Consider the following 18859-nt stretch of genomic DNA (forward strand, 5'->3'; position numbering starts at 1 on the left):
AGAGCGGCCCGCGAACCCGCCGCGAGAGGATGCACGTGTGACGAAATCGAACCTACCCCGCCTAGAGCTTCACATTCCGGAGCCGCCTGCCCGTCCCGACACGGAAGTCAGCTTTGCGCATGTCAATCGCGGCGAAGCCGGCGCAGTGCGCCGCCCCGACATTGCCGAGCATGAAAGCAACATGCGCGATCTGCCTTACGAGCTGATCCGCGTGCTGGATGACGACAACAAGGCCGTCGGTCCGTGGGACCCGAAGCTGGCGCCCGAAACCCTGATCAAGGGTCTGCGCGCCATGGTTCTGACCCGCACTTTCGATGACCGCCTGTTCCGCGCGCACCGTCAGGGCAAGACCAGCTTCTACATGAAGTCCACCGGCGAGGAGGCGATCTCTGCCGCGCAGTCGATGGCGCTGGACAAGGGGGACATGTTCTTCCCGACCTATCGCGCCATGGCCTGGCTCCACGCCCGCAACTATCCGCTGACCACGCTGTGCAACCAGATCTTCTCGAACGCGGAAGACCCGCTGGCGGGCAAACAGCTGCCGATCCTGCATTCGGCGCGCGAATACGATTTCTACTCGATTTCGGGCAACCTTGGCGTCCGTTTCGTCCATGCCGTGGGCTGGGCGATGGCGTCGGCCTACAAGAACGACACCAAGATCTCCCTCGCCTATGTCGGTGACGGCACGACCGCGGAAGGCGACTTTCACGAAGCGATGACGTTTGCCGCCGCCTACCGCGCACCGACGATCCTGTGCGTGACGAACAACCAGTACGCGATCTCCAGCTTCGCCGGTTTCGCAGCCCCCGAACGCCTGCCATTCGCGGCCAAGGCGCTGGCCTATGGCTTCCCCGGCATCAAGGTCGACGGCAACGACTTCCTCGCCGTCTGGGGCGCGACGCAATGGGCCGCCGAACGCGCCCGTACCAACAATGGCCCGACCCTGATCGAGTTCTACACCTACCGCGCCGAGGGGCACTCCACCTCCGACGATCCAAGCGCCTATCGCCCCAAGGACGAGGCGAAGCATTGGCCGCTGGGCGACCCGATCGAGCGTCTGAAAGACCACCTCATCGCGCTGGGCGCATGGGACGAGGAACGTCAGGCCGCGCTGGAAGCCGAACTGAAGGAAAAGGTGAAGGTCGCCGTGAAGGAAGCCGAGGCCATCGGCACACTGGGCCAGTCCAAGCCCCCGATCGAGGAAATGTTCGAGGACGTCTTCGCCGAGAAGGACTGGAGGCTGAAGGAACAGCTGCGTGAGTTGAAGCACCGGCGCGCGGGAGACAGCGCATGACCGAGAACCCGACCACTGAGACTAAGCGCATGAACATGATCCAGGCGCTCAACAGCGCGCTGGACGTGAAGATGGGTGAAGACGAGGACGTTCTCGTCTTCGGTGAGGACGTCGGCTATTTCGGCGGCGTCTTCCGCGTCACCGAAGGGCTTCAGGCCAAGCACGGGCTGACCCGCTGTTTCGACGCACCGCTGACCGAAGGCGGCATCATCGGCGCGGCCATCGGCATGGGCGCTTACGGCTTGAAGCCGGTGCCCGAGATCCAGTTCGCCGACTACATCCTGCCCGCCTACGACCAGCTCGTGTCCGAAGCGGCGCGCCTGCGTTACCGCTCGAACGGCGAGTTCTCGGCCCCCGTCACCGTCCGCACGCCCTATGGCGGCGGCATCTTCGGCGGCCAGACCCACTCGCAGAGCCCAGAGGCGATTTTCGCCCATGTCACGGGCCTCAAGACGGTGATCCCGTCGAACCCCTACGACGCCAAGGGCCTGCTCATCGCCTCGATCGAGTGCGAGGATCCGGTGATCTTCCTGGAACCCAAGCGCCTCTACAACGGTCCGTTCTATGGCCGTCCGGACGAGGAGCTGAAGACCTGGGCCAATTCGGGCCTCGCCACCGCCGACGTCCCTGTCGGGCACTACGAGGTTCCGCTGGGCCGCGCATCGCTGGTGCGTGAAGGCAGCGAAGTCACCGTCCTTGCCTATGGCACGATGGTTCATGTCGCAGAGGCCGGTATCGCCGATGCCGGTGTCGATGCCGAACTGATCGACCTGCGTTCGATCGTCCCGCTCGACATCGATGCGATCACCGCATCGGTGCGCAAGACGGGCCGCTGCGTCATCCTGCACGAGGCATCGCGCTTCGGCGGCTTCGGCGGCGAGCTTTCCGCGCTCGTCCAGGAACGCTGCTTCGATTACCTGCGCGCGCCGATCGAGCGTGTGGCCGGTTACGACATGCCCTACCCCCATGCCTTCGAATGGGATTACTTCCCCGGGCCGATCCGGCTTGCCGAGGCGATAAAAGCTGCCGTGGAGTACCGCTGATGGGTATCTACAAGTTCCGCCTGCCCGACATCGGCGAAGGCGTTGCAGAGGCCGAGATCACGGCATGGCACGTCAAGGTCGGCGACACGATCGAGGAAGACGACGCGCTGTGTGACGTGATGACCGACAAGGCCACCGTCGACATGACGAGCCCCGTTGGCGGCACGATCAGTGCGATCCACGGCGAAGTTGGCGAGATGAAGGCCGTCGGTTCGGTCCTCGTCGAGCTTGAGGTCGAAGGCGCAGGCAATTCTTCTGATGAAGTGCCCGCCCCCGCTACAGCCCCGAACGAGGCACCCGAAGGCCCGACCCCGCCGCCTGCCGAGGACAAGCCCGCCGCGCCCAAGCCTGCTGCGGCTCCGAAGCCTGCCCCGGCTCCGGTTGCCAAGCGCCCCGCGCCTGCGCCGACTGCAGAAGTCGATCACGCCGGTTTCCCGCTGGCCGCGCCTGCCACGCGCCGCCGAGCGGCCAAGCTCGGCCTCGATCTTGCCAAGGTCCCCGGAACGGGCCGCAACGGCCGCGTCACGCCCGAGGACATCGAGAACTATCTCGGCGGCGGCGACCCGCGTTTCGCGACGCGCGGCGGCGTCGAGGAGATCAAGGTCATCGGCCTTCGCCGCAAGATCGCGGAGCGGATGGAAGAGACCTGGCGCCGCATTCCGCACATCACTTATGTCGAGGAATTCGACGTCACCGCGCTCGAGGACTTGCGCGCCGTGCTCAACGCATCGCGCGAAGAAGGCCAGCCCAAGCTGACCTTCCTGCCCTTCCTGGTGCGCGCTATCGTGAAGACGGTGCCCGACTTCCCGCATATCAACGCGCATTACGACGATGATGCGGGCGTGCTGCGCCAGCACGGCGCGGTCCATGTCGGCATCGCCACCGCGACGCCGGCGGGCCTGATGGTCCCCGTCGTCCGCCATGCCGAACAGATGGACGCGTGGACCACGGCGGACGAGATCACTCGCCTGTCCAAGGCCGCCCGCGACGGCGGGGCCAGCCGCGAGGAGCTTTCCGGCTCCACCATCACGATCACGTCGCTGGGTCCGATCGGCGGTGTCACCACCACGCCGATCATCAACCGCCCCGAAACCGCGATCGTCGGCCCGAACAAGATCGTGGAGCGTCTGGAACGCCGCAATGGCGAGATCGTGACGCGCAAGATCATGCCGGTTTCCTCCAGCTTCGATCACCGCATCGTCGATGGGTATGAAGCCGCGCAATTCATGCAGGCGTTGAAGCGCCTGATCGAGAACCCGGCGCTTCTCTACATGGACTAAGCCGAAAGGGCGGGCCGGCAATGGCCCGCCCTTTCGCGCTTGCGGCTTTCCAAACCGGCACACCCGCGCTAGGGGCCGTGGCTTCCAGTCAAAGGGAGCCGCGTACCGAACATGTCCGCCACGAACCTTATCCTCGTCCGCCACGGCCAGTCGCAGTGGAACCTGGAGAACCGTTTTACCGGATGGTGGGACGTAGACCTCACCGAAAAGGGCGAGGCCGAAGCCAAGGCCGCAGGTGAACTGCTGGCCGCCAAGGGCATGCTTCCCGACGTCGCCTTCACCTCGTTCCAGACCCGCGCGATCCGCACGCTGCACTTTGCGCTGCACGCCGCGAACCGGCTGTGGATTCCCGAAACGAAGGACTGGCGCCTGAACGAGCGTCACTATGGCGGCCTCACCGGTCTCGACAAGCAGGAAACCCGCGACAAGCACGGTGACGAGCAGGTCCACATCTGGCGCCGCAGCTTCGACACGCCGCCGCCCGCGATGGAAAAGGGCAGCACTTTCGACTTGTCGGCCGACCCGCGCTATGCCGGGATCGACGTTCCGATGGCCGAAAGCCTGAAGGACACGATCATCCGCGTGCTCCCCTATTACGAGGCAGAGATCGAGCCTGTCCTCGCCTCGGGCAAGACGGTCATCGTCTCGGCCCACGGCAACTCGCTGCGCGCGCTGGTGAAGCACCTGTCGGGCATCTCCGACGATGACATCACCGGCCTCGAGATTCCGACCGGCCAGCCGATCGTCTATCCGTTCGAAGGCGGCAAGCCCTCGGGCGAGCGTTACTACCTCTCGGACGCATAAGGAGCGGTTGATGAGCGCACTTGTCGCGATCGTCATGGGTAGCCAGTCCGACTGGCCCACCATGCGCCATGCCAAGGACGTCCTTGCCGATCTGGGCGTCGAGACCGACTGCCGCATCGTGTCGGCCCACCGCACGCCCGAACGCATGTTCGATTTCGCCAAAGGCGCGGCGGACGAAGGCTTCAAGGTCATTATCGCGGGCGCTGGCGGCGCCGCGCACTTGCCCGGCATGATCGCATCGATGACGCACCTGCCGGTGCTGGGCGTGCCGGTGAAGTCCAAGGCCCTGTCGGGCAACGATTCGCTGCTTTCCATCGTCCAGATGCCGGGCGGCGTTCCCGTCGGCACGCTGGCCATCGGCGATGCGGGCGCGAAGAACGCAGGGCTACTGGCCGCATCGATCCTTGCCACCAACGACGAGGCGCTGGCAGACCGGCTGAAGGCATGGCGCGCTGCACAAAGCGAGAGCGTGGCCGAGCGCCCCTCCGACGAGGCCTGAGGAAAGACTTGCGATGAGCGACTTGCCGGTCATCCCCCCGGGCAGCACGATCGGTATCCTGGGCGGCGGGCAACTGGGCCGGATGATGGCGATGGCCGCGGCCCAGCTTGGCTATCGCTGCCACATTTACGCGCCCGAAGACCACAGCGTCGCTGCCGAAGTCTCCGCGGCTTTCACGCAGGCCGCCTACGAGGACGAAGCTGCACTGGCCGCATTCGCCGCCGATTGCGACGTCGTGACTTACGAGTTCGAGAACGTCCCCGTCGCGCCGCTTGCCGCGCTTGGCGACGTGCCGCTCCGCGCGCCTGCCCGCGCACTCGAAATCGCGCAGGACCGGCTTGCCGAAAAGGACTTCGTGTCCGAACTGGGCGGCAGCCCCGCCCCCTATTTCACGCTTGAGGACGAGGCCGGCCTTTGCGCCGCGATCGAGAAGATCGGCACGCCCGGCATCCTCAAGACCCGCCGCGACGGATACGACGGCAAGGGCCAGTGGCGCATCAAGCAGGCATCGGACGCAGACGAACTGACCGTGCCGCCGCTGCCGCTGATCTACGAAGGCTTCGTGAAGTTCGAGGCAGAGTTCTCGGTCATTCTCGTGCGGGCGCTCGACGGTCACATCCGCTTCTGGGACAGCGCGCAGAACGACCATTCGGGCGGCATCCTCTCGCGCTCCACCATCCCGGCTGGCGACACGGTGCTGGCGCAAGTGCCCGAGGCCCGCAAGCTTGCCGCCAAGGTCGCGCAGGCGCTCGACTATGTCGGTGTCCTCACGCTCGAATTCTTTGCGACCGCGGATGGCCCCGTCTTTAACGAGATGGCACCCCGCGTGCACAATTCGGGCCACTGGACCATCGAAGGCGCGACCACCAGCCAGTTCGAAAATCACATCCGCGCCATCTGCGGACTGCCCTTGGGCGACTGCGGATTGCGCGTTCCGGGTGCGGTAATGGACAATCTTATCGGCACGACGGCGGAAGAATGCCTTCCCGTGCTTGACGACCCGAGCGCACACCTGCACCTCTACGGCAAAGGGGAGGCGCGCGAGGGGCGCAAGATGGGTCACGTGACCCGCCTGATCCTGCACGAGGAAACCGAATGAAGGGGCCGGAACTTTTCATCGTCGTCGCACGGGCCGCCAACGGCACGATCGGCAACGACAACCGCCTGCCCTGGCACATTCCGGCCGACCTTGCCCATTTCAAGCGCCTGACCATGGGCTCCCCGATGATCATGGGGCGCAAGACATTCGAATCCCTGCCGGGCACCCTGCCGGGTCGCCGCCACATCGTGCTGACCCGCGATCCCGAATGGATGCCGCCCAAAAGCGACGATAACGACGACGAGGATGACGACATCGAGGTCGCAAGCAGCTTCGACGATGCGCTGCACCGCGCGAATGGTGCGCGCATTGCCGTGATCGGCGGCGCTGCCGTCTTTGCAGAGGCCCTGCCCCGCGCCCGCCGGATCGAGCTGACCGAAATCCACCGCGACTACGACGGCGATGTTGCCATGCCCGCGATCGACCCTGCCGAGTGGGAGGAGATCGCACGCGAGGATCATCCCCAAAACGGCAAGCACCCGGCTTTCAGCTTCGTAACCCTGCGCCGCAAGGGTTGAGGGGCCAGCCGCCTCCGGCCTAAGGCCAAGCCAACGATGATTCGCCTGACCTCTCTCGATCCCGTGCCCGAAACCTTGCGCGGTGCCGTTCTGGCGCTGGGCAATTTCGATGGCGTGCATCTTGGTCACCAGGCCGTGATCGGCAAGGCGGTCGAGCTGGGCCGCCAGCAGGCTCGCCCTGTAATCGTCGCGACGTTCGATCCGCACCCCGTCCGGTTCTTCAAGCCCGACGTAAAGGCGTTTCGCCTGACCACGCTGGACCAGCGAGAGTCCTTGTTCGAAGCGCTGGGCGCAGACGCGATGATGGTCTTCGAATTCGGTGCGAAGCTGGCTGGAACCACGGCAGACGAATTCGTGACCGGCCTGCTCGGCCGCGATCTCGGCATCTCCGCCGTCATCACTGGCAGCGACTTCACCTTCGGCAAGGGCAAGCAGGGCGATGTCGCGCTGCTGAAATCGCTGGGCCGCGAAGTGGGGATAGAGGCGCACGACGTCGCCCCGATCGAGGAAGGCGGCGAGGTCATATCCTCCAGCCGCATCCGTGACGCGCTCTGGTCCGGCGATCCGCAGGAGGCCGCGCGCCTGCTCACCCGTCCTTTCGCGATTCGCGGGATGGTGCAGCACGGCGACAAGGTGGGCCGCTCGATCGGCTATCCCACGGCCAACATCGATCTGGGCACTTACATCCGCCCCAAGTACGGCATCTACGCCGTTACCGGCCTGCTGCCCGACGGGCGCGTGCTGAACGGCGCGGCGAACTTGGGCATCCGCCCCACGTTCGACCCGCCCAAGGAATTGCTTGAGCCCTATTTCTTCGACTTTTCCGAGGATCTCTACGGTCAGGAGATCGAGGTCGCCTTCCATCACTTCATCCGGCCCGAGGCGAAGTTCGACGGGCTCGACGCGCTTGTCGCGCAGATGGAGAAGGATTGCGACGAGGCGCGAAGGCTGCTCGGCGCGTAAGTGATGCTTTATCCGCGCGCCGCTTTGTTCTAGGTGCGCGCGCTATGACTGAAAAGCCCAGCGCCCAAAAGCGAGATTACAAAGATACGGTTTTCCTGCCGAAGACCGATTTTCCCATGAAGGCCGGCCTCCCCCAGAAGGAACCGGGCATTCTGGCGCGCTGGCAGGAGATTAACCTCTACGAAAAGCTGCGCGAAAACCGCAGCGGGCGCGAGAAGTTCATCCTGCACGACGGCCCCCCGTACGCGAACGGCGACATGCACATCGGCCACGCGCTGAACCACGTGCTCAAGGACATGGTGGTCCGCACGCAGAGCCTGCTGGGCAAGGACGCGCCTTACGTTCCGGGCTGGGACTGCCACGGCCTTCCGATCGAGTGGAAGGTGGAAGAGCAGTACCGCAAGAAGAAGAAGAACAAGGACGAGGTTCCGGCAAAGGAATTCCGCGCCGAATGCCGCGCCTATGCGCAGCACTGGGTGGATACCCAGCGCGAGCAGCTGAAGCGCCTTGGCATCAATGGCGACTGGGACAACCCGTACCTGACGATGCAGTTCGAGAGCGAGGCGACGATCGTCTCCGAACTGCTGAAGTTCGCCGAAAGCGGCCAGCTTTATCGCGGGGCGAAGCCTGTCATGTGGTCGCCGGTCGAAAAGACCGCACTGGCTGAGGCCGAGGTCGAGTACGAGGACATCACCTCGACCCAGATCGACGTGGCGTTCGAGATTGTCAAAACCGACATAGCCGACTTGGAAGGCGCTCATGCCGTCATTTGGACGACGACGCCCTGGACCATACCGGTCAACCAGGCTCTCGCCTATGGACCCGAGGTCGATTACGTCCTCCTGCATCTCAACCGCTCGCCTGCGGAAGGCATCAGCCACATCCTGATCGGTGAACCGCTGATGGCATCCGTCCTGTCGCGCCTCGGCCTTGAGGCTGGCGATGTCAGCATTGCGTGGTCCGGCAAGGGCGCGCAGCTTGCGAACACCGTCGCCCGCCACCCGATGCACAAGCTCGGCGGCTTCTACGCCGCGCCGCGTCCGCTGCTGCCCGGCGATTTCGTCACCACCGATTCCGGCACCGGCCTCGTCCACATGGCACCCGATCATGGCGAGGACGACTTCGATCTTTGCAAGGCCCACGGCCTCGAACCCAAGTTCGTGGTCGAAGGCGATGGCCGCTACCGCGAGGACTGGCTCTGGCTGCCGCGCACCGACGAACGGTCGATGTCGGTCATCAATCCGAAGTTCAACGCACCTGACGGTCCGGTCTGTTCGGACCTACGTGAAGTCGGCGCTCTCCTCAGCGCGTCCACCGACTATCAACACTCTTATCCACATAGCTGGCGTTCGAAGGCGAAGGTCATCTTCCGCTGCACGCCGCAGTGGTTTGTGCCGATGGACCAGAAGCAGGGTGACGAGCAGTCGCTGCGCGAAAAGGCGCTCGCCGCGCTCGACGAAACGCGCTTCGTGCCCGCCAAGGGCCGCAACCGCATCGGTTCGATGGTCGAAGGCCGCCCCGACTGGGTCCTTTCGCGCCAACGTGCGTGGGGCGTGCCGATCACGTTGTTCGTCGATCGCAAGACCGGCCAGTACCTCAATGATCCGGCGGTGAACGCGCGCATCATCGAATCCATCCGCGCCAACGGCGTCGACGGGTGGGACGAGGAACATGCCGCCACCATCCTCGGCCCCGACTACGACCTCGACGATTACGAACGGATCACCGACATCCTCGACGTCTGGTTCGATTCCGGCTCGACCCATGCCTTCGTGCTGGAATCGGATCGCTGGCCCGACCTGACGTGGCCTGCCGATCTTTACCTCGAAGGCAGCGACCAGCATCGCGGCTGGTTCCAGTCGAGCCTGCTTGAAAGCTGCGGCACGCGTGGCCGCGCGCCTTACAAGGCGGTCCTGACCCATGGCTTCACCATGGACGGCAAGGGCGAGAAGATGTCGAAGTCGAAGGGCAACACGATCAGCCCGCTCGATACGATGCGCGATTATGGCGCGGACATCATTCGCCTCTGGGCGCTCTCGGTCGACTATACCGAGGATCACCGCATCGGGCCGGAAATCCTGAAGGGCGTTGCCGACAACTATCGCAAGCTGCGCAACACGTTCCGCTACCTTCTGGGCGCGCTGAACGGCTTTGACGAAGCGGAGCGTCTGCCGGTTTCCGAAATGCCGGAGCTGGAGCGGTACGTCCTCTCGCTGCTCGGCGATCTCGATGCGAAGCTGAAGGCCTGCGTCGACGATTTCGACTTCAACACTTACACCCGCGCGCTGTCGGATTTCTGCAACGAGGACCTGTCCGCGTTCTTCTTCGACATCCGCAAGGACAGCCTCTATTGCGACGCGCCCACAGACACGGGCCGCCGCGCATATCGCACCGTGCTCGACACGCTGTTCCACGCACTGGTCCGCTACGCCGCGCCGGTGCTGGTCTTCACCAGCGAAGAAGTATGGGGCACGCGCTATCCCGATGAAGGCAGCGTTCACCTGCTCGAATGGCCCGAGGTCCCGGCGGCAGAGGCGGACAAGGCGCGCTGGGTAGCACTGCGCGATCTGCGCGAAAAGGTGACCGAGGCGATCGAGCCCTATCGCCGCGAAAAGACGATCCGCTCCAGCCTGCAGGCCGAAGTCGAAGTGCCGGCAAGCGCCGTGCCCGAAGGCTTCAGCGACGAGGATCTGGCTGACCTGTTCATCACCGCGACAGTTACCCGCGGGCAAGGCGATGGCGTGATCGTGAAGCCTACCGACATGGCCAAGTGCGGCCGCTGCTGGCGCCATCTTCCCGAAGTGAAGGAAGACGGCGACGCTTGCGATCGCTGCGAATCCGTCGTCGAAGGCATGGAAGCGGCCTGATGGGTCTGTTCACGCCGAAACGGGTGCAGGGCCTGATCATCGCGGCTGTCGTGATGATCGTGGACCAGTTCGTGAAGTGGTTTGTGCTTGCCGTGCTTGAACTGCGCCAGGTCGGCGTGGTCGACCTGCTGCCATTCTTCGACCTGCGCTATGCCGAAAACCGCGGCATTTCGTATGGGTTGTTGACGGCGGACAGCCTTGAGGGGCGGATCGGCCTGTTCCTGCTGACCGGCATCATCGCGCTGGGCGTGCTGATCTGGATGTTCCGCGAGAACAAGATGGGCGATATCGTCGCGCTGGCACTGGTGCTTGGCGGCGCGCTGGGCAATATCATCGACAGGGTGCGGTTCACGTACGTCGTGGACTATGCCGACTTTCATCTGGGGACATGGCGGCCCTTCGCCGTGTTCAACGTTGCCGACGCGGCGATCTCGGCAGGGGTGGTTTTGCTGCTTGCCCGTTCGCTGTTCATAAGCGAAAAGCCTCGCGACGAAGGCAAAGACTATCAGGCCGGTGCGGCCACGGAGAACAAATGATGCGTCTGAAATCCGCCATGCTCGTTCTGGCTTCCTCGGCGATGCTGGCCGGGTGCACCAGCGGGCTCAACATCTTTGGCCGCGACCGCCCCGACGAAATGGCCGTGTCGCGTCAGGCGCCGCTCGCTGTTCCGCCCGATTTCGCGCTGACTCCGCCGGAACCGGGCGCGCCGCGTCCGCAGGAACCGACCGCCAGCCAGCAGGCATTGGAAGCCCTGTTCGGCGGCCCCGCTGCGCGTAGCGGCGTGGAAACCAGCGCGGTGATGAAGGCCGGCACGGCAGAAGCGGGCATCCGCACCGCCGTCGGCGATCCCGACACGCACACCGTCGACAAGGGTGTCGTTACCCGCGACATCGTGGCCGCGCCCGAAGGTGATGGCCGCAACGCACAGGCCGTGATCCCGGGCTGATCGCCCGACCCGACGGCCCTTAAAGTTCAGGAATTTCAGTCGGCGTCCGGGTCAGTCTCGGGCGCCGACTTTTCACGTGATGCCAGCAGCTTGTCGATGCGGCGGCCGTCCATGTCGATGATCTCGATCCGCCAGCCCTGATCGACGAAATATTCGCCCTCAACCGGCAGCTTTTTCAGCACCCACAGGACATAGCCAGCCGCCGTCGCGAAGTCGCGGGTCTCGGGCATTTCGATGGCCAGCCCTTCGGCCAGTCGGTCCACCGGCAGAGCGCCCGACAAGAGCAGCGAGCCGTCTTCACGCTCGACGATCAGCGGATCGTCGCCATCGTCGCTATGCGCGGCAAACTGGCCGACCAGCGCTTGCAACAGGTCCGCAGGCGTAACGATGCCTTCAAAGTGGCCGTATTCGTCGTGAACCAGCGCCATCGCCACGTCGCCGTTGCGCATGATGCGCAGTGCGTCGAGCGCGTCGATCTGGTCGGGGATGATCTCCGCCTTCTTCATCAGCCGCGTGACGCTGGGCTTGCGGCCTTTGAGCAGCGCGGCCAGCAGTTCGCGCACTTTCACGACACCGATGATATTCTCGACCGATCCTTGCGCCACGGGCAGCAGCGAATGGGGCGAAGACGCGATGACCTTGCGGATATCGGCCTCGCTCGCGCGGCGTTCGATCCAGTCGATTTCGGTGCGCGGCGTCATCAGCTCGCGCACCGGGCGTTCGGCCAGCTTCAGCACTTCGGCCATGATCGTCCGCTCGGCCTCTTCGATCGCGCCCGATCGTGTCGCATCGCTCATGATCAGTTTCAGTTCCTCCGCCGTCATGCCGGCATCGGCAGTCTTGCGCAGGCCAATCAGCCGCAAGAGCAGGCTGGTGCTCTTGTCGAGCAGCCAGACGAGCGGCGCCGCCAGTTGCGACAGCAGCTTCATGGGAGGAGCGGCGAAAAGGGCGATCTGCTCTCGCCCACGTAGCGCAATCTGTTTCGGCGCCAGTTCCCCTGCAACCAGAGAGAAGTAGGTCGTCAACACGATGACGAGGGCAAAGCCGACGTTGCGTGCGGTTTCAGGATCGAACCCCAGCAACGCAAGGCGCTCCCCCACGGGTTCGCCGAGGCTTGCGCCTGAATAGGCACCCGCAACGATCCCGATCAGGGTGATGCCGATCTGCACGGTCGACAGGAACTTGCCGCTGTCGGACACGAGTTCCAGCGCGACTTTCGCGCGCTTCGACCCGTCTTGTGCCATGTGGCGCAGACGCTCAGGGCGCGAGGAAACGATCGCGAGTTCGGAGAGCGAGAACAATCCATTGAGAAGGATCAGGCCCGCGATGATGAGGACGTCGGTCCAGGGGAAGGGAGACAAGTTCAGTCGCCTCGCCCGATAGTAATGTTCATAGCCCCGCCAGATAGCGGCAACCCCGGCTGTCTAGCAAGATGTGGCAGGCGACAGCCTCACCTAAGAAATCAGTGTCGTGAAACGGTCATCCGGAACCACGATGCCGTGTCGCGCGTTTGGGAACTCGAACGCCGGAAAACAGGTGCAATCGCGCCTGCCCGGTCAAAGAACAACTACGGAGGAAGAACCTCATGGCACGTCGCCGCTATCTTACCGCTGCAATCGCAACCGTCTCGCTGCTGGGCGTATCGGCCTGCGTCACCGACCCGAACACGGGTGAAAAGAAGGTGTCGCGCACCGTCCTCGGCACCGCCGGCGGCGCGGCCGCGGGTTACCTGCTGGGCGGCATCATCGGCGGCAAGACCGCCCGCATCATCGGCGCAGGCGTCGGCGGTGCGGCTGGCGGCGTCGTCGGCTACAAGATGGACCAGCAGATCAAGGAACTGAAGGAACAGACCGCGGGTTCGGGTATCGATGTCACCGACGAAGGTGACTACATCAAGGTCAACCTTCCCGACGGCGTGACTTTCGCCACGGACAGCGCGACGATTTCACCCGCTTTCAAGTCGGTCCTCGACGATATTGCGGCGTCGCTGATCCAGTATCCCGACAGCCTCGTCGACGTTTACGGCTTTACCGACAGCACCGGTTCGGAAGCCTACAACCTCCAGCTTTCGGAACGCCGCGCCAAGGCGGTTGCCGACTACCTGATCTACAAGGGTGTTCCGGCGGCCCGCCTTGCCACCAAGGGTTTTGGCGAAGATCCGAACTACTTCGTGGCCAGCAACGACACGGCCGAAGGCCGCTCGCTCAACCGCCGCGTCGAGATCAAGATCGTTCCGATCACGCAGGAAGATGTCCAGGCCGCACAGGGCAACTAAGCCCGCGGCAACAGGATCAAGAGATTTCCGGCGACGGCCGGAAAGGACGGGTCAGGCGGACAACCGCCTGGCCCGTTCGCTTATGCGCTCGATCGCCGCGCCGTGAATGGCAGGCGCACTGACAAGCAACCCGAATGCCCGCGGATCTCGCTTGTTGTAGGCAAGCGGACTGCCGAATGCGTCGGTTACTGCCGCCCCTGCCTCACGCGCGATCAGGCCGGCCGCGCCGATGTCCCATTCGAAACCCCAGCGCAGGGTGGCGAGCAAGTCGGCCTCATCGGCTGCGACCATGGCGATGCGCAGCGCAATGGAATTGGGCTTGTCCACGCAGGTCAGGTCCGCATCTTCCTTGGGCAGTGCATCGGCAGGCGTACGCGCACCGGAAAGTTCGGCCCGCTGGCTCGCGGCGAGCCGCACGCCGTTGCGGAACGATCCCTGCCCTGCCTGCGCGGTCCAGTATTCGCCGCGGGCGGGGGCGTTCAGACCCGCGATCAGGGGCCTGTTGGCGCTGACCAGTGCGACGGAGATCGACCAGCCCGTGCGCCCACGAATGAAATCACGCGTCCCGTCGATCGGATCGACCAGCCAGATCAGCCCGCCTTCAAGCCGGTCCGGCGCATCGACAGTCTCTTCCGAAAGCCACCCGGCAGAGGGCAGCAAGTCGGTCAGCGCGTCTTTCAGATAACTGTTTACCGCAAGGTCGGCGGCGCAGACCGGGCTGTTGTCGTCCTTGTGCCAAGTCTCTGGCGCGTGCCCCATGCCAGGCCATTGGGCCAAGGCGATTCGCCCGGCCTCGGCCATGATCGAGTCGAATCTTGCGCGGTTCAGCATGATTCCGGTCCGCTGTTGCAAATGATTTGCAAAGTCAAAGATAAACTGGCGGAATGTTCAGTTTCCGTCCGTCAAGCGGGACATGTAGACGATAGCAGCCCTTTTCAACAGGCCCCCGCTATGCTTTACGCACGTGCGAAACGGGCGCACAGGCCCGGCAGATAACAAGGATAGGCGATGAACATTCACGAATATCAGGCGAAGGAACTGCTCGCGAAGTTCGGAGTGGGCGTTCCGGCCGGCCATGCCGCGCTGACCGTCGAAGAAGCTGTCGAGGCTGCGAAGAAGCTGCCCGGGCCGCTCTATGTCGTGAAGGCCCAGATCCACGCCGGTGGCCGCGGCAAGGGCAAGTTCAAGGAACTCGGCCCCGACGCCAAGGGCGGTGTCCGCCTCGCCAAGACCCTCGACGACGTCAAGAAGGACGCCGAGGAAATGCTCGGCAACACGCTCGTCACCGTTCAGACGGGTGATGCCGGCAAGCAGGTCAACCGCCTCTACGTCACCGACGGTGTCGACATCGCCGAGGAATACTACCTCTCGATGCTCGTCGATCGTGCAACGGGCCGCGTCGCCCTGATCGTCTCGACCGAAGGCGGCATGGACATCGAGGAAGTCGCACACTCGACTCCCGAAAAGATCACCACGATCACCATCGACCCCGCCGAAGGCTTCATGCCGCACCACGGCCGCGCGGTCGCTTTCGCCCTCAAGCTCGAAGGCGATCTCAACAAGCAGGCGCAGAAGCTGTCGAAGCAGCTTTACGAAGCGTTCATGGCGCTCGACTGCGAAATGCTCGAAATCAACCCGCTCGTCGAAACCAAGGATGGCAACCTGCTCGTCCTCGACACCAAGATGAGCTTCGACGGCAACGCCCTGTTCCGTCACAAGGACGTCGCTGCCCTGCGTGACGAGACCGAGGAAGACCCGGCCGAAGTCGAAGCCAGCGAATACGACCTCGCCTACATCAAGCTCGACGGCAACATCGGCTGCATGGTCAACGGCGCAGGCCTTGCCATGGCGACGATGGACATCATCAAGCTGAACGGCGCATTCCCGGCAAACTTCCTCGACGTTGGCGGCGGCGCCACGACCGAGAAGGTGACCGCGGCCTTCAAGATCATCCTGTCGGACCCGGCTGTCGAGGGTATCCTCGTCAACATCTTCGGCGGCATCATGAAGTGCGACATCATCGCCGACGGCATCGTCGCGGCGGCCAAGGAAGTGAACCTCTCGGTTCCCCTCGTCGTCCGCCTCGAAGGCACCAACGTCGAAAAGGGCAAGGAAATCCTTGCCAACTCGGGCCTGCCGATCGTCCCCGCCGACGATCTTGGCGATGCCGCGAAGAAGATCGTGGCACAGGTCAAGGAAGCGGCCTGAACCTGATCCGAAAGGGGCCGGTGCCGCGAGGTACCGGCCCTTTTTTTATGTGCGCATCGTCAGGAATGGTGTGCAAACGGGGCGCGGCGCTACGCTAGAGCGATAAGGCGGCCCAACCGGCCCTGCCAAAAACCGCAGCTTGCCGTAGGGACCTTGACCTCCCTATCGCGCATCCCCACAGCACTTGTGCAAATTATTCGCACTCCGGTCAGGCAAGCCCAAAGGCAAAACGCCCGGCCGACCTTGCAGAGAGAGGACCACTCTTATGAAAGCCCTCGTACCCGTGAAGCGGGTGATCGACTACAACGTGAAGCCGCGCGTCAAGGCGGATGGATCGGGTGTCGACCTCGCCAACGTGAAGATGAGCATGAACCCGTTCGACGAGATCGCTGTCGAAGAAGCGATCCGTCTGAAGGAAGCTGGCAAGATCGAAGAGATCATCGCCGTCTCCATCGGCCCGGCAAAGGCGCAGGAAACGCTGCGCACCGCGCTCGCCATGGGCGCTGACAGCGCGATCCTGGTCGAAACCGACGAAGACGTCGAACCGCTCGCCGTTGCCAAGATCCTGAAGGCCGTTGCCGCCGAGGTCGAACCCGGCCTCATCGTGCTGGGCAAGCAGGCGATCGACGACGACAGCAACCAGACCGGCCAGATGCTGGCCGCGCTGATGGACTTGCCGCAGGGCACCTTCGCCTCGAAGGTCGAACTGGATGGCGACAGCGTCACCGTGACCCGCGAAGTCGACGGCGGCCTCGAAACCGTGAAGCTGACCCTTCCGGCCATCGTCACCACCGACCTTCGCCTGAACGAGCCGCGCTATGCTTCGCTGCCGAACATCATGAAGGCGAAGAAGAAGCCGCTCGAGACGAAATCGCCCGCCGACTACGGCGTCGACATCACTCCGCGCCTGAAGACGACCAACGTCTCCGAACCGCCGGTCCGTCAGGCCGGTGTGAAGGTCGCCGACGTCGATGAACTGGTTGCGAAACTTAAAGCGATGGGAGTCGCCTGATGAAGACGCTCGTCTGGGTCGAACACGACAATTCGAACATGGCCGATGCTACGCTGGCCGCCGTCAGTGCCGCATCGAAGCTGGGTGAAGTGCACCTTCTGGTTGCAGGCTCGGGCTGCCGCGCGGTGGCCGAACAGGCTGCTGCTGTCGCTGGTGTGGGCAAGGTCCACCTTGCCGACGATGCGGCCTTTGCTAATGCCCTGGCTGAAAACGTCGCGCCGCTCGTCGTCGGTCTGATGGCCGATCACGACGCCTTCGTCGCGCCTGCCACCACCACCGGCAAGAACATCGCGCCGCGCGTCGCAGCGCTGCTCGACGTGATGCAGATCTCCGATATTCTCTCGGTCGAGGGTGAGAAGACCTTCACGCGTCCGATCTACGCCGGCAACGCCATCGCGACGGTCGAAAGCACCGATGCGAAGCTGGTCATCACCGTGCGCGGCACTGCTTTCGACAAGGCAGAGGCCACGGGCGGTTCGGCAGCGATCGAGGATGTCGCCAGCACGGGTGATGCAGGCAAGTCGAGCTTCGTCGGCGCAGAAATCGCCGAAAGCGAACGCCCCGAGCTCACCAGCGCGAAGATCATCGTGTCGGGCGGCCGCGCCCTCAAGGATGCTGAAACCTTCGAAGCGACCATCATGCCGCTTGCCGACAAGCTTGGCGCAGGCGTGGGCGCATCGCGCGCCGCGGTCGATGCGGGCTATGTCCCCAACGACTACCAGGTCGGCCAGACCGGCAAGATCGTGGCACCGGAAGTCTACATCGCCATCGGCATTTCGGGCGCGATCCAGCACCTTGCCGGCATGAAGGATTCCAAGACCATCATCGCCATCAACAAGGACGAGGACGCCCCGATCTTCCAGGTCGCGGACATCGGCCTTGTTGCCGACCTCTACAAGGCGGTGCCGGAACTGACCGAAAAGCTCTGAGCCTTTCGGACAACCGAACAAGCAAAGGGCGGCGCTGCAGCAGCGCCGCCCTTTCTTTTTGTGCGCAGCATCGGGGGTGATCGCGGTCCGGCCTTGGACTTGTCACGCGTTCTGCCTATCTCTGACGTAATCATCCGCGCGTTTTCTGCGCAAAGACCCCCTTGGGAGATATATGACCGAACGTAAGGACCCGCCGAAGGAGCCCGGACAGCCCGGCCCGCACGGCAAACCCGAAGCTGCAGACCGCGCGCTTACTCCGCGCAAGTTCTACAAGGCCGAACAGGAAGCCGCCTTCTCCGAAGGTTCGCCGCTCCACACGCCTCAGACCAGCCATCCGGCCTATCGCCTCGCTTTCCGCGACACCGACTTCCTGCTGCGCGACGATCTTCGTCCCGTGCGCTTTCAGCTCGAATTGCTGAAGGCGGAAACGATGCTGGAAGAAGCGGGCGTCGGATCGATGCTCGTCATCTATGGCTCGGCCCGCATCCCCTCGCCCGAAAAGGCAGAGGAACTGCTGGCAACCGCCGACACCGATCCGCGCGGGAAGGACGTGATCGAAAGCCTCGTCGCCAAGACCAAGTATTACGAGGAAGCGCGCAAGCTGGCCTACATGGCAAGCGCGGCAGCCATCGTCGAAAACGGTGAGCGTCAGTTCGTAGTATGCTCGGGCGGCGGCCCGTCGATCATGGAAGCGGCCAACCGCGGCGCGCATGAAGCGGGCGCGGAAAGCGTTGGCCTCAACATCGTCCTGCCGCATGAGCAGGCGCCGAACGAATACGTGACACCGCGCCTTTCGCTGCAGTTCCACTACTTCGCGCTGCGCAAGATGCACTTCCTGATGCGTGCGCGTGCTCTGGCCGTCTTCCCAGGCGGGTTTGGCACGTTCGACGAGTTTTTCGAGACGCTGACCCTTGTCCAGACCGGCAAGATGAAGCCGATCCCGATCTTCCTGTTCGGACGCGAGTTCTGGGAAAAGGTCGTGAACTTCGAGGCTCTGGCCGACGAAGGCGTGATCAGCCACGAAGACCTGAAGCTGTTCCGCATCGTCGACACTGCCGACGAAGCGTGGGAGCGGATCGTCAAGTTCTACAAGCTCAGCCCGGCGGCCAAGATCGCCTGACG

The 18859-nt window shown here is 63.9% G+C and carries 18 protein-coding genes; 16 read left to right on the forward strand and 2 right to left on the reverse strand.

The annotated features are described in order from the left end of the window. Window positions 1-37: 37 nt before the first annotated feature. From KIH45_RS07105 to KIH45_RS07155, 11 genes are all read left to right on the forward strand, one after another. Window positions 38-1294, forward strand: coding sequence for a thiamine pyrophosphate-dependent enzyme (locus KIH45_RS07105; protein ID WP_213175291.1), 1257 nt, complete (start codon window positions 38-40; stop codon window positions 1292-1294). Beyond that, entirely contained in the window at window positions 1291-2337 is a 1047-nt protein-coding gene (locus tag KIH45_RS07110) for an alpha-ketoacid dehydrogenase subunit beta (RefSeq protein ID WP_225899705.1), read from the forward strand. Before KIH45_RS07105 ends, KIH45_RS07110 begins: the two co-directional genes overlap by 4 nt. Further along, on the forward strand, window positions 2337-3617 hold the full coding sequence (locus tag KIH45_RS07115) for a dihydrolipoamide acetyltransferase family protein (RefSeq protein WP_213175292.1): 1281 nt from the start codon (window positions 2337-2339) through the stop codon (window positions 3615-3617). Before KIH45_RS07110 ends, KIH45_RS07115 begins: the two co-directional genes overlap by 1 nt. Window positions 3618-3728: 111 nt before the next feature. After that, complete coding sequence (gpmA, locus tag KIH45_RS07120; protein WP_213175293.1) at window positions 3729-4421, forward strand: 2,3-diphosphoglycerate-dependent phosphoglycerate mutase; 693 nt, start codon at window positions 3729-3731, stop codon at window positions 4419-4421. A gap of 10 nt (window positions 4422-4431) precedes the next feature. Then, entirely contained in the window at window positions 4432-4920 is a 489-nt protein-coding gene (purE, locus tag KIH45_RS07125; RefSeq protein ID WP_213175294.1) for a 5-(carboxyamino)imidazole ribonucleotide mutase, read from the forward strand. A gap of 13 nt (window positions 4921-4933) precedes the next feature. Then, window positions 4934-6019, forward strand: coding sequence for a 5-(carboxyamino)imidazole ribonucleotide synthase (locus KIH45_RS07130; protein WP_213175295.1), 1086 nt, complete (start codon window positions 4934-4936; stop codon window positions 6017-6019). Continuing rightward, window positions 6016-6537 (forward strand): dihydrofolate reductase, encoded by a 522-nt coding sequence (locus KIH45_RS07135; protein ID WP_213175296.1) that lies wholly within the window; start codon window positions 6016-6018, stop codon window positions 6535-6537. Before KIH45_RS07130 ends, KIH45_RS07135 begins: the two co-directional genes overlap by 4 nt. Window positions 6538-6573: 36 nt before the next feature. Beyond that, the gene (locus tag KIH45_RS07140) at window positions 6574-7500 is read left to right on the forward strand and encodes a bifunctional riboflavin kinase/FAD synthetase (protein WP_213175297.1); all 927 of its coding nucleotides are present in this window, start codon (window positions 6574-6576) and stop codon (window positions 7498-7500) included. Window positions 7501-7544: 44 nt separating this feature from the next. Then, entirely contained in the window at window positions 7545-10367 is a 2823-nt protein-coding gene (gene ileS, locus KIH45_RS07145) for an isoleucine--tRNA ligase (RefSeq protein WP_213175298.1), read from the forward strand. After that, window positions 10367-10903 carry a signal peptidase II gene (lspA, locus tag KIH45_RS07150; protein ID WP_213175299.1) on the forward strand — a complete coding sequence of 179 codons (537 nt, stop codon included), beginning with the start codon at window positions 10367-10369 and terminating at the stop codon, window positions 10901-10903. The genes ileS and lspA overlap by 1 nt, the downstream gene beginning before the upstream one ends. After that, window positions 10903-11313 carry a DUF3035 domain-containing protein gene (locus KIH45_RS07155; protein WP_082924550.1) on the forward strand — a complete coding sequence of 137 codons (411 nt, stop codon included), beginning with the start codon at window positions 10903-10905 and terminating at the stop codon, window positions 11311-11313. Before lspA ends, KIH45_RS07155 begins: the two co-directional genes overlap by 1 nt. A gap of 35 nt (window positions 11314-11348) precedes the next feature. Here KIH45_RS07155 and KIH45_RS07160 read toward each other — a convergent pair whose 3' ends face one another. Further along, window positions 11349-12674, reverse strand: a complete 1326-nt coding sequence (locus tag KIH45_RS07160) for a hemolysin family protein (protein ID WP_213175300.1) — start codon at window positions 12672-12674, stop codon at window positions 11349-11351. 224 nt (window positions 12675-12898) lie between these two features. On the opposite strand from KIH45_RS07160, the gene KIH45_RS07165 reads away from it, so the two are divergent. After that, window positions 12899-13588 (forward strand): YiaD family glycine zipper/OmpA-like lipoprotein, encoded by a 690-nt coding sequence (locus KIH45_RS07165; protein ID WP_213175301.1) that lies wholly within the window; start codon window positions 12899-12901, stop codon window positions 13586-13588. Between the two features lie 51 nt (window positions 13589-13639). Here KIH45_RS07165 and KIH45_RS07170 read toward each other — a convergent pair whose 3' ends face one another. Further along, window positions 13640-14419: a 3'(2'),5'-bisphosphate nucleotidase CysQ gene (locus KIH45_RS07170; protein ID WP_213175302.1), complete on the reverse strand. Its 780-nt coding sequence runs from the start codon at window positions 14417-14419 to the stop codon at window positions 13640-13642. Window positions 14420-14596: 177 nt separating this feature from the next. Between KIH45_RS07170 and sucC the strand changes: the two genes are divergently transcribed. The 4 genes from sucC (at window position 14597) to KIH45_RS07190 (ending at window position 18857) form a co-directional block, all read left to right on the forward strand. Then, on the forward strand, window positions 14597-15796 hold the full coding sequence (gene sucC, locus KIH45_RS07175; RefSeq protein WP_213175303.1) for an ADP-forming succinate--CoA ligase subunit beta: 1200 nt from the start codon (window positions 14597-14599) through the stop codon (window positions 15794-15796). Between the two features lie 265 nt (window positions 15797-16061). Further along, complete coding sequence (locus KIH45_RS07180; RefSeq protein ID WP_213175304.1) at window positions 16062-16808, forward strand: electron transfer flavoprotein subunit beta/FixA family protein; 747 nt, start codon at window positions 16062-16064, stop codon at window positions 16806-16808. Beyond that, entirely contained in the window at window positions 16808-17737 is a 930-nt protein-coding gene (locus KIH45_RS07185; protein WP_213175305.1) for an electron transfer flavoprotein subunit alpha/FixB family protein, read from the forward strand. The genes KIH45_RS07180 and KIH45_RS07185 overlap by 1 nt, the downstream gene beginning before the upstream one ends. Before the next feature lie 172 nt (window positions 17738-17909). Continuing rightward, on the forward strand, window positions 17910-18857 hold the full coding sequence (locus KIH45_RS07190; protein ID WP_213175306.1) for an LOG family protein: 948 nt from the start codon (window positions 17910-17912) through the stop codon (window positions 18855-18857). The last annotated feature ends 2 nt before the right edge of the window (window positions 18858-18859 follow it).

The sequence above is a fragment of the Croceicoccus gelatinilyticus genome (assembly GCF_018398395.1).
Lineage (GTDB): Bacteria > Pseudomonadota > Alphaproteobacteria > Sphingomonadales > Sphingomonadaceae > Croceicoccus > Croceicoccus gelatinilyticus.

Excerpts from the sequence above, each read along its gene's own strand:
- KIH45_RS07110 (WP_225899705.1), top strand. The coding sequence starts at position 1,291 with ATGACCGAGAACCCGACCACTGAGACTAAGCGCATGAACATGATCCAG.
- KIH45_RS07115 (WP_213175292.1), top strand. The coding sequence starts at position 2,337 with ATGGGTATCTACAAGTTCCGCCTGCCCGACATCGGCGAAGGCGTTGCA.
- gpmA (WP_213175293.1), top strand. The coding sequence starts at position 3,729 with ATGTCCGCCACGAACCTTATCCTCGTCCGCCACGGCCAGTCGCAGTGG.
- purE (WP_213175294.1), top strand. The coding sequence starts at position 4,432 with ATGAGCGCACTTGTCGCGATCGTCATGGGTAGCCAGTCCGACTGGCCC.
- KIH45_RS07130 (WP_213175295.1), top strand. The coding sequence starts at position 4,934 with ATGAGCGACTTGCCGGTCATCCCCCCGGGCAGCACGATCGGTATCCTG.
- KIH45_RS07135 (WP_213175296.1), top strand. The coding sequence starts at position 6,016 with ATGAAGGGGCCGGAACTTTTCATCGTCGTCGCACGGGCCGCCAACGGC.
- KIH45_RS07140 (WP_213175297.1), top strand. The coding sequence starts at position 6,574 with ATGATTCGCCTGACCTCTCTCGATCCCGTGCCCGAAACCTTGCGCGGT.
- ileS (WP_213175298.1), top strand. The coding sequence starts at position 7,545 with ATGACTGAAAAGCCCAGCGCCCAAAAGCGAGATTACAAAGATACGGTT.
- lspA (WP_213175299.1), top strand. The coding sequence starts at position 10,367 with ATGGGTCTGTTCACGCCGAAACGGGTGCAGGGCCTGATCATCGCGGCT.
- KIH45_RS07155 (WP_082924550.1), top strand. The coding sequence starts at position 10,903 with ATGCGTCTGAAATCCGCCATGCTCGTTCTGGCTTCCTCGGCGATGCTG.
- KIH45_RS07165 (WP_213175301.1), top strand. The coding sequence starts at position 12,899 with ATGGCACGTCGCCGCTATCTTACCGCTGCAATCGCAACCGTCTCGCTG.
- KIH45_RS07170 (WP_213175302.1), bottom strand. The coding sequence starts at position 14,419 with ATGCTGAACCGCGCAAGATTCGACTCGATCATGGCCGAGGCCGGGCGA.
- sucC (WP_213175303.1), top strand. The coding sequence starts at position 14,597 with ATGAACATTCACGAATATCAGGCGAAGGAACTGCTCGCGAAGTTCGGA.
- KIH45_RS07180 (WP_213175304.1), top strand. The coding sequence starts at position 16,062 with ATGAAAGCCCTCGTACCCGTGAAGCGGGTGATCGACTACAACGTGAAG.
- KIH45_RS07185 (WP_213175305.1), top strand. The coding sequence starts at position 16,808 with ATGAAGACGCTCGTCTGGGTCGAACACGACAATTCGAACATGGCCGAT.
- KIH45_RS07190 (WP_213175306.1), top strand. The coding sequence starts at position 17,910 with ATGACCGAACGTAAGGACCCGCCGAAGGAGCCCGGACAGCCCGGCCCG.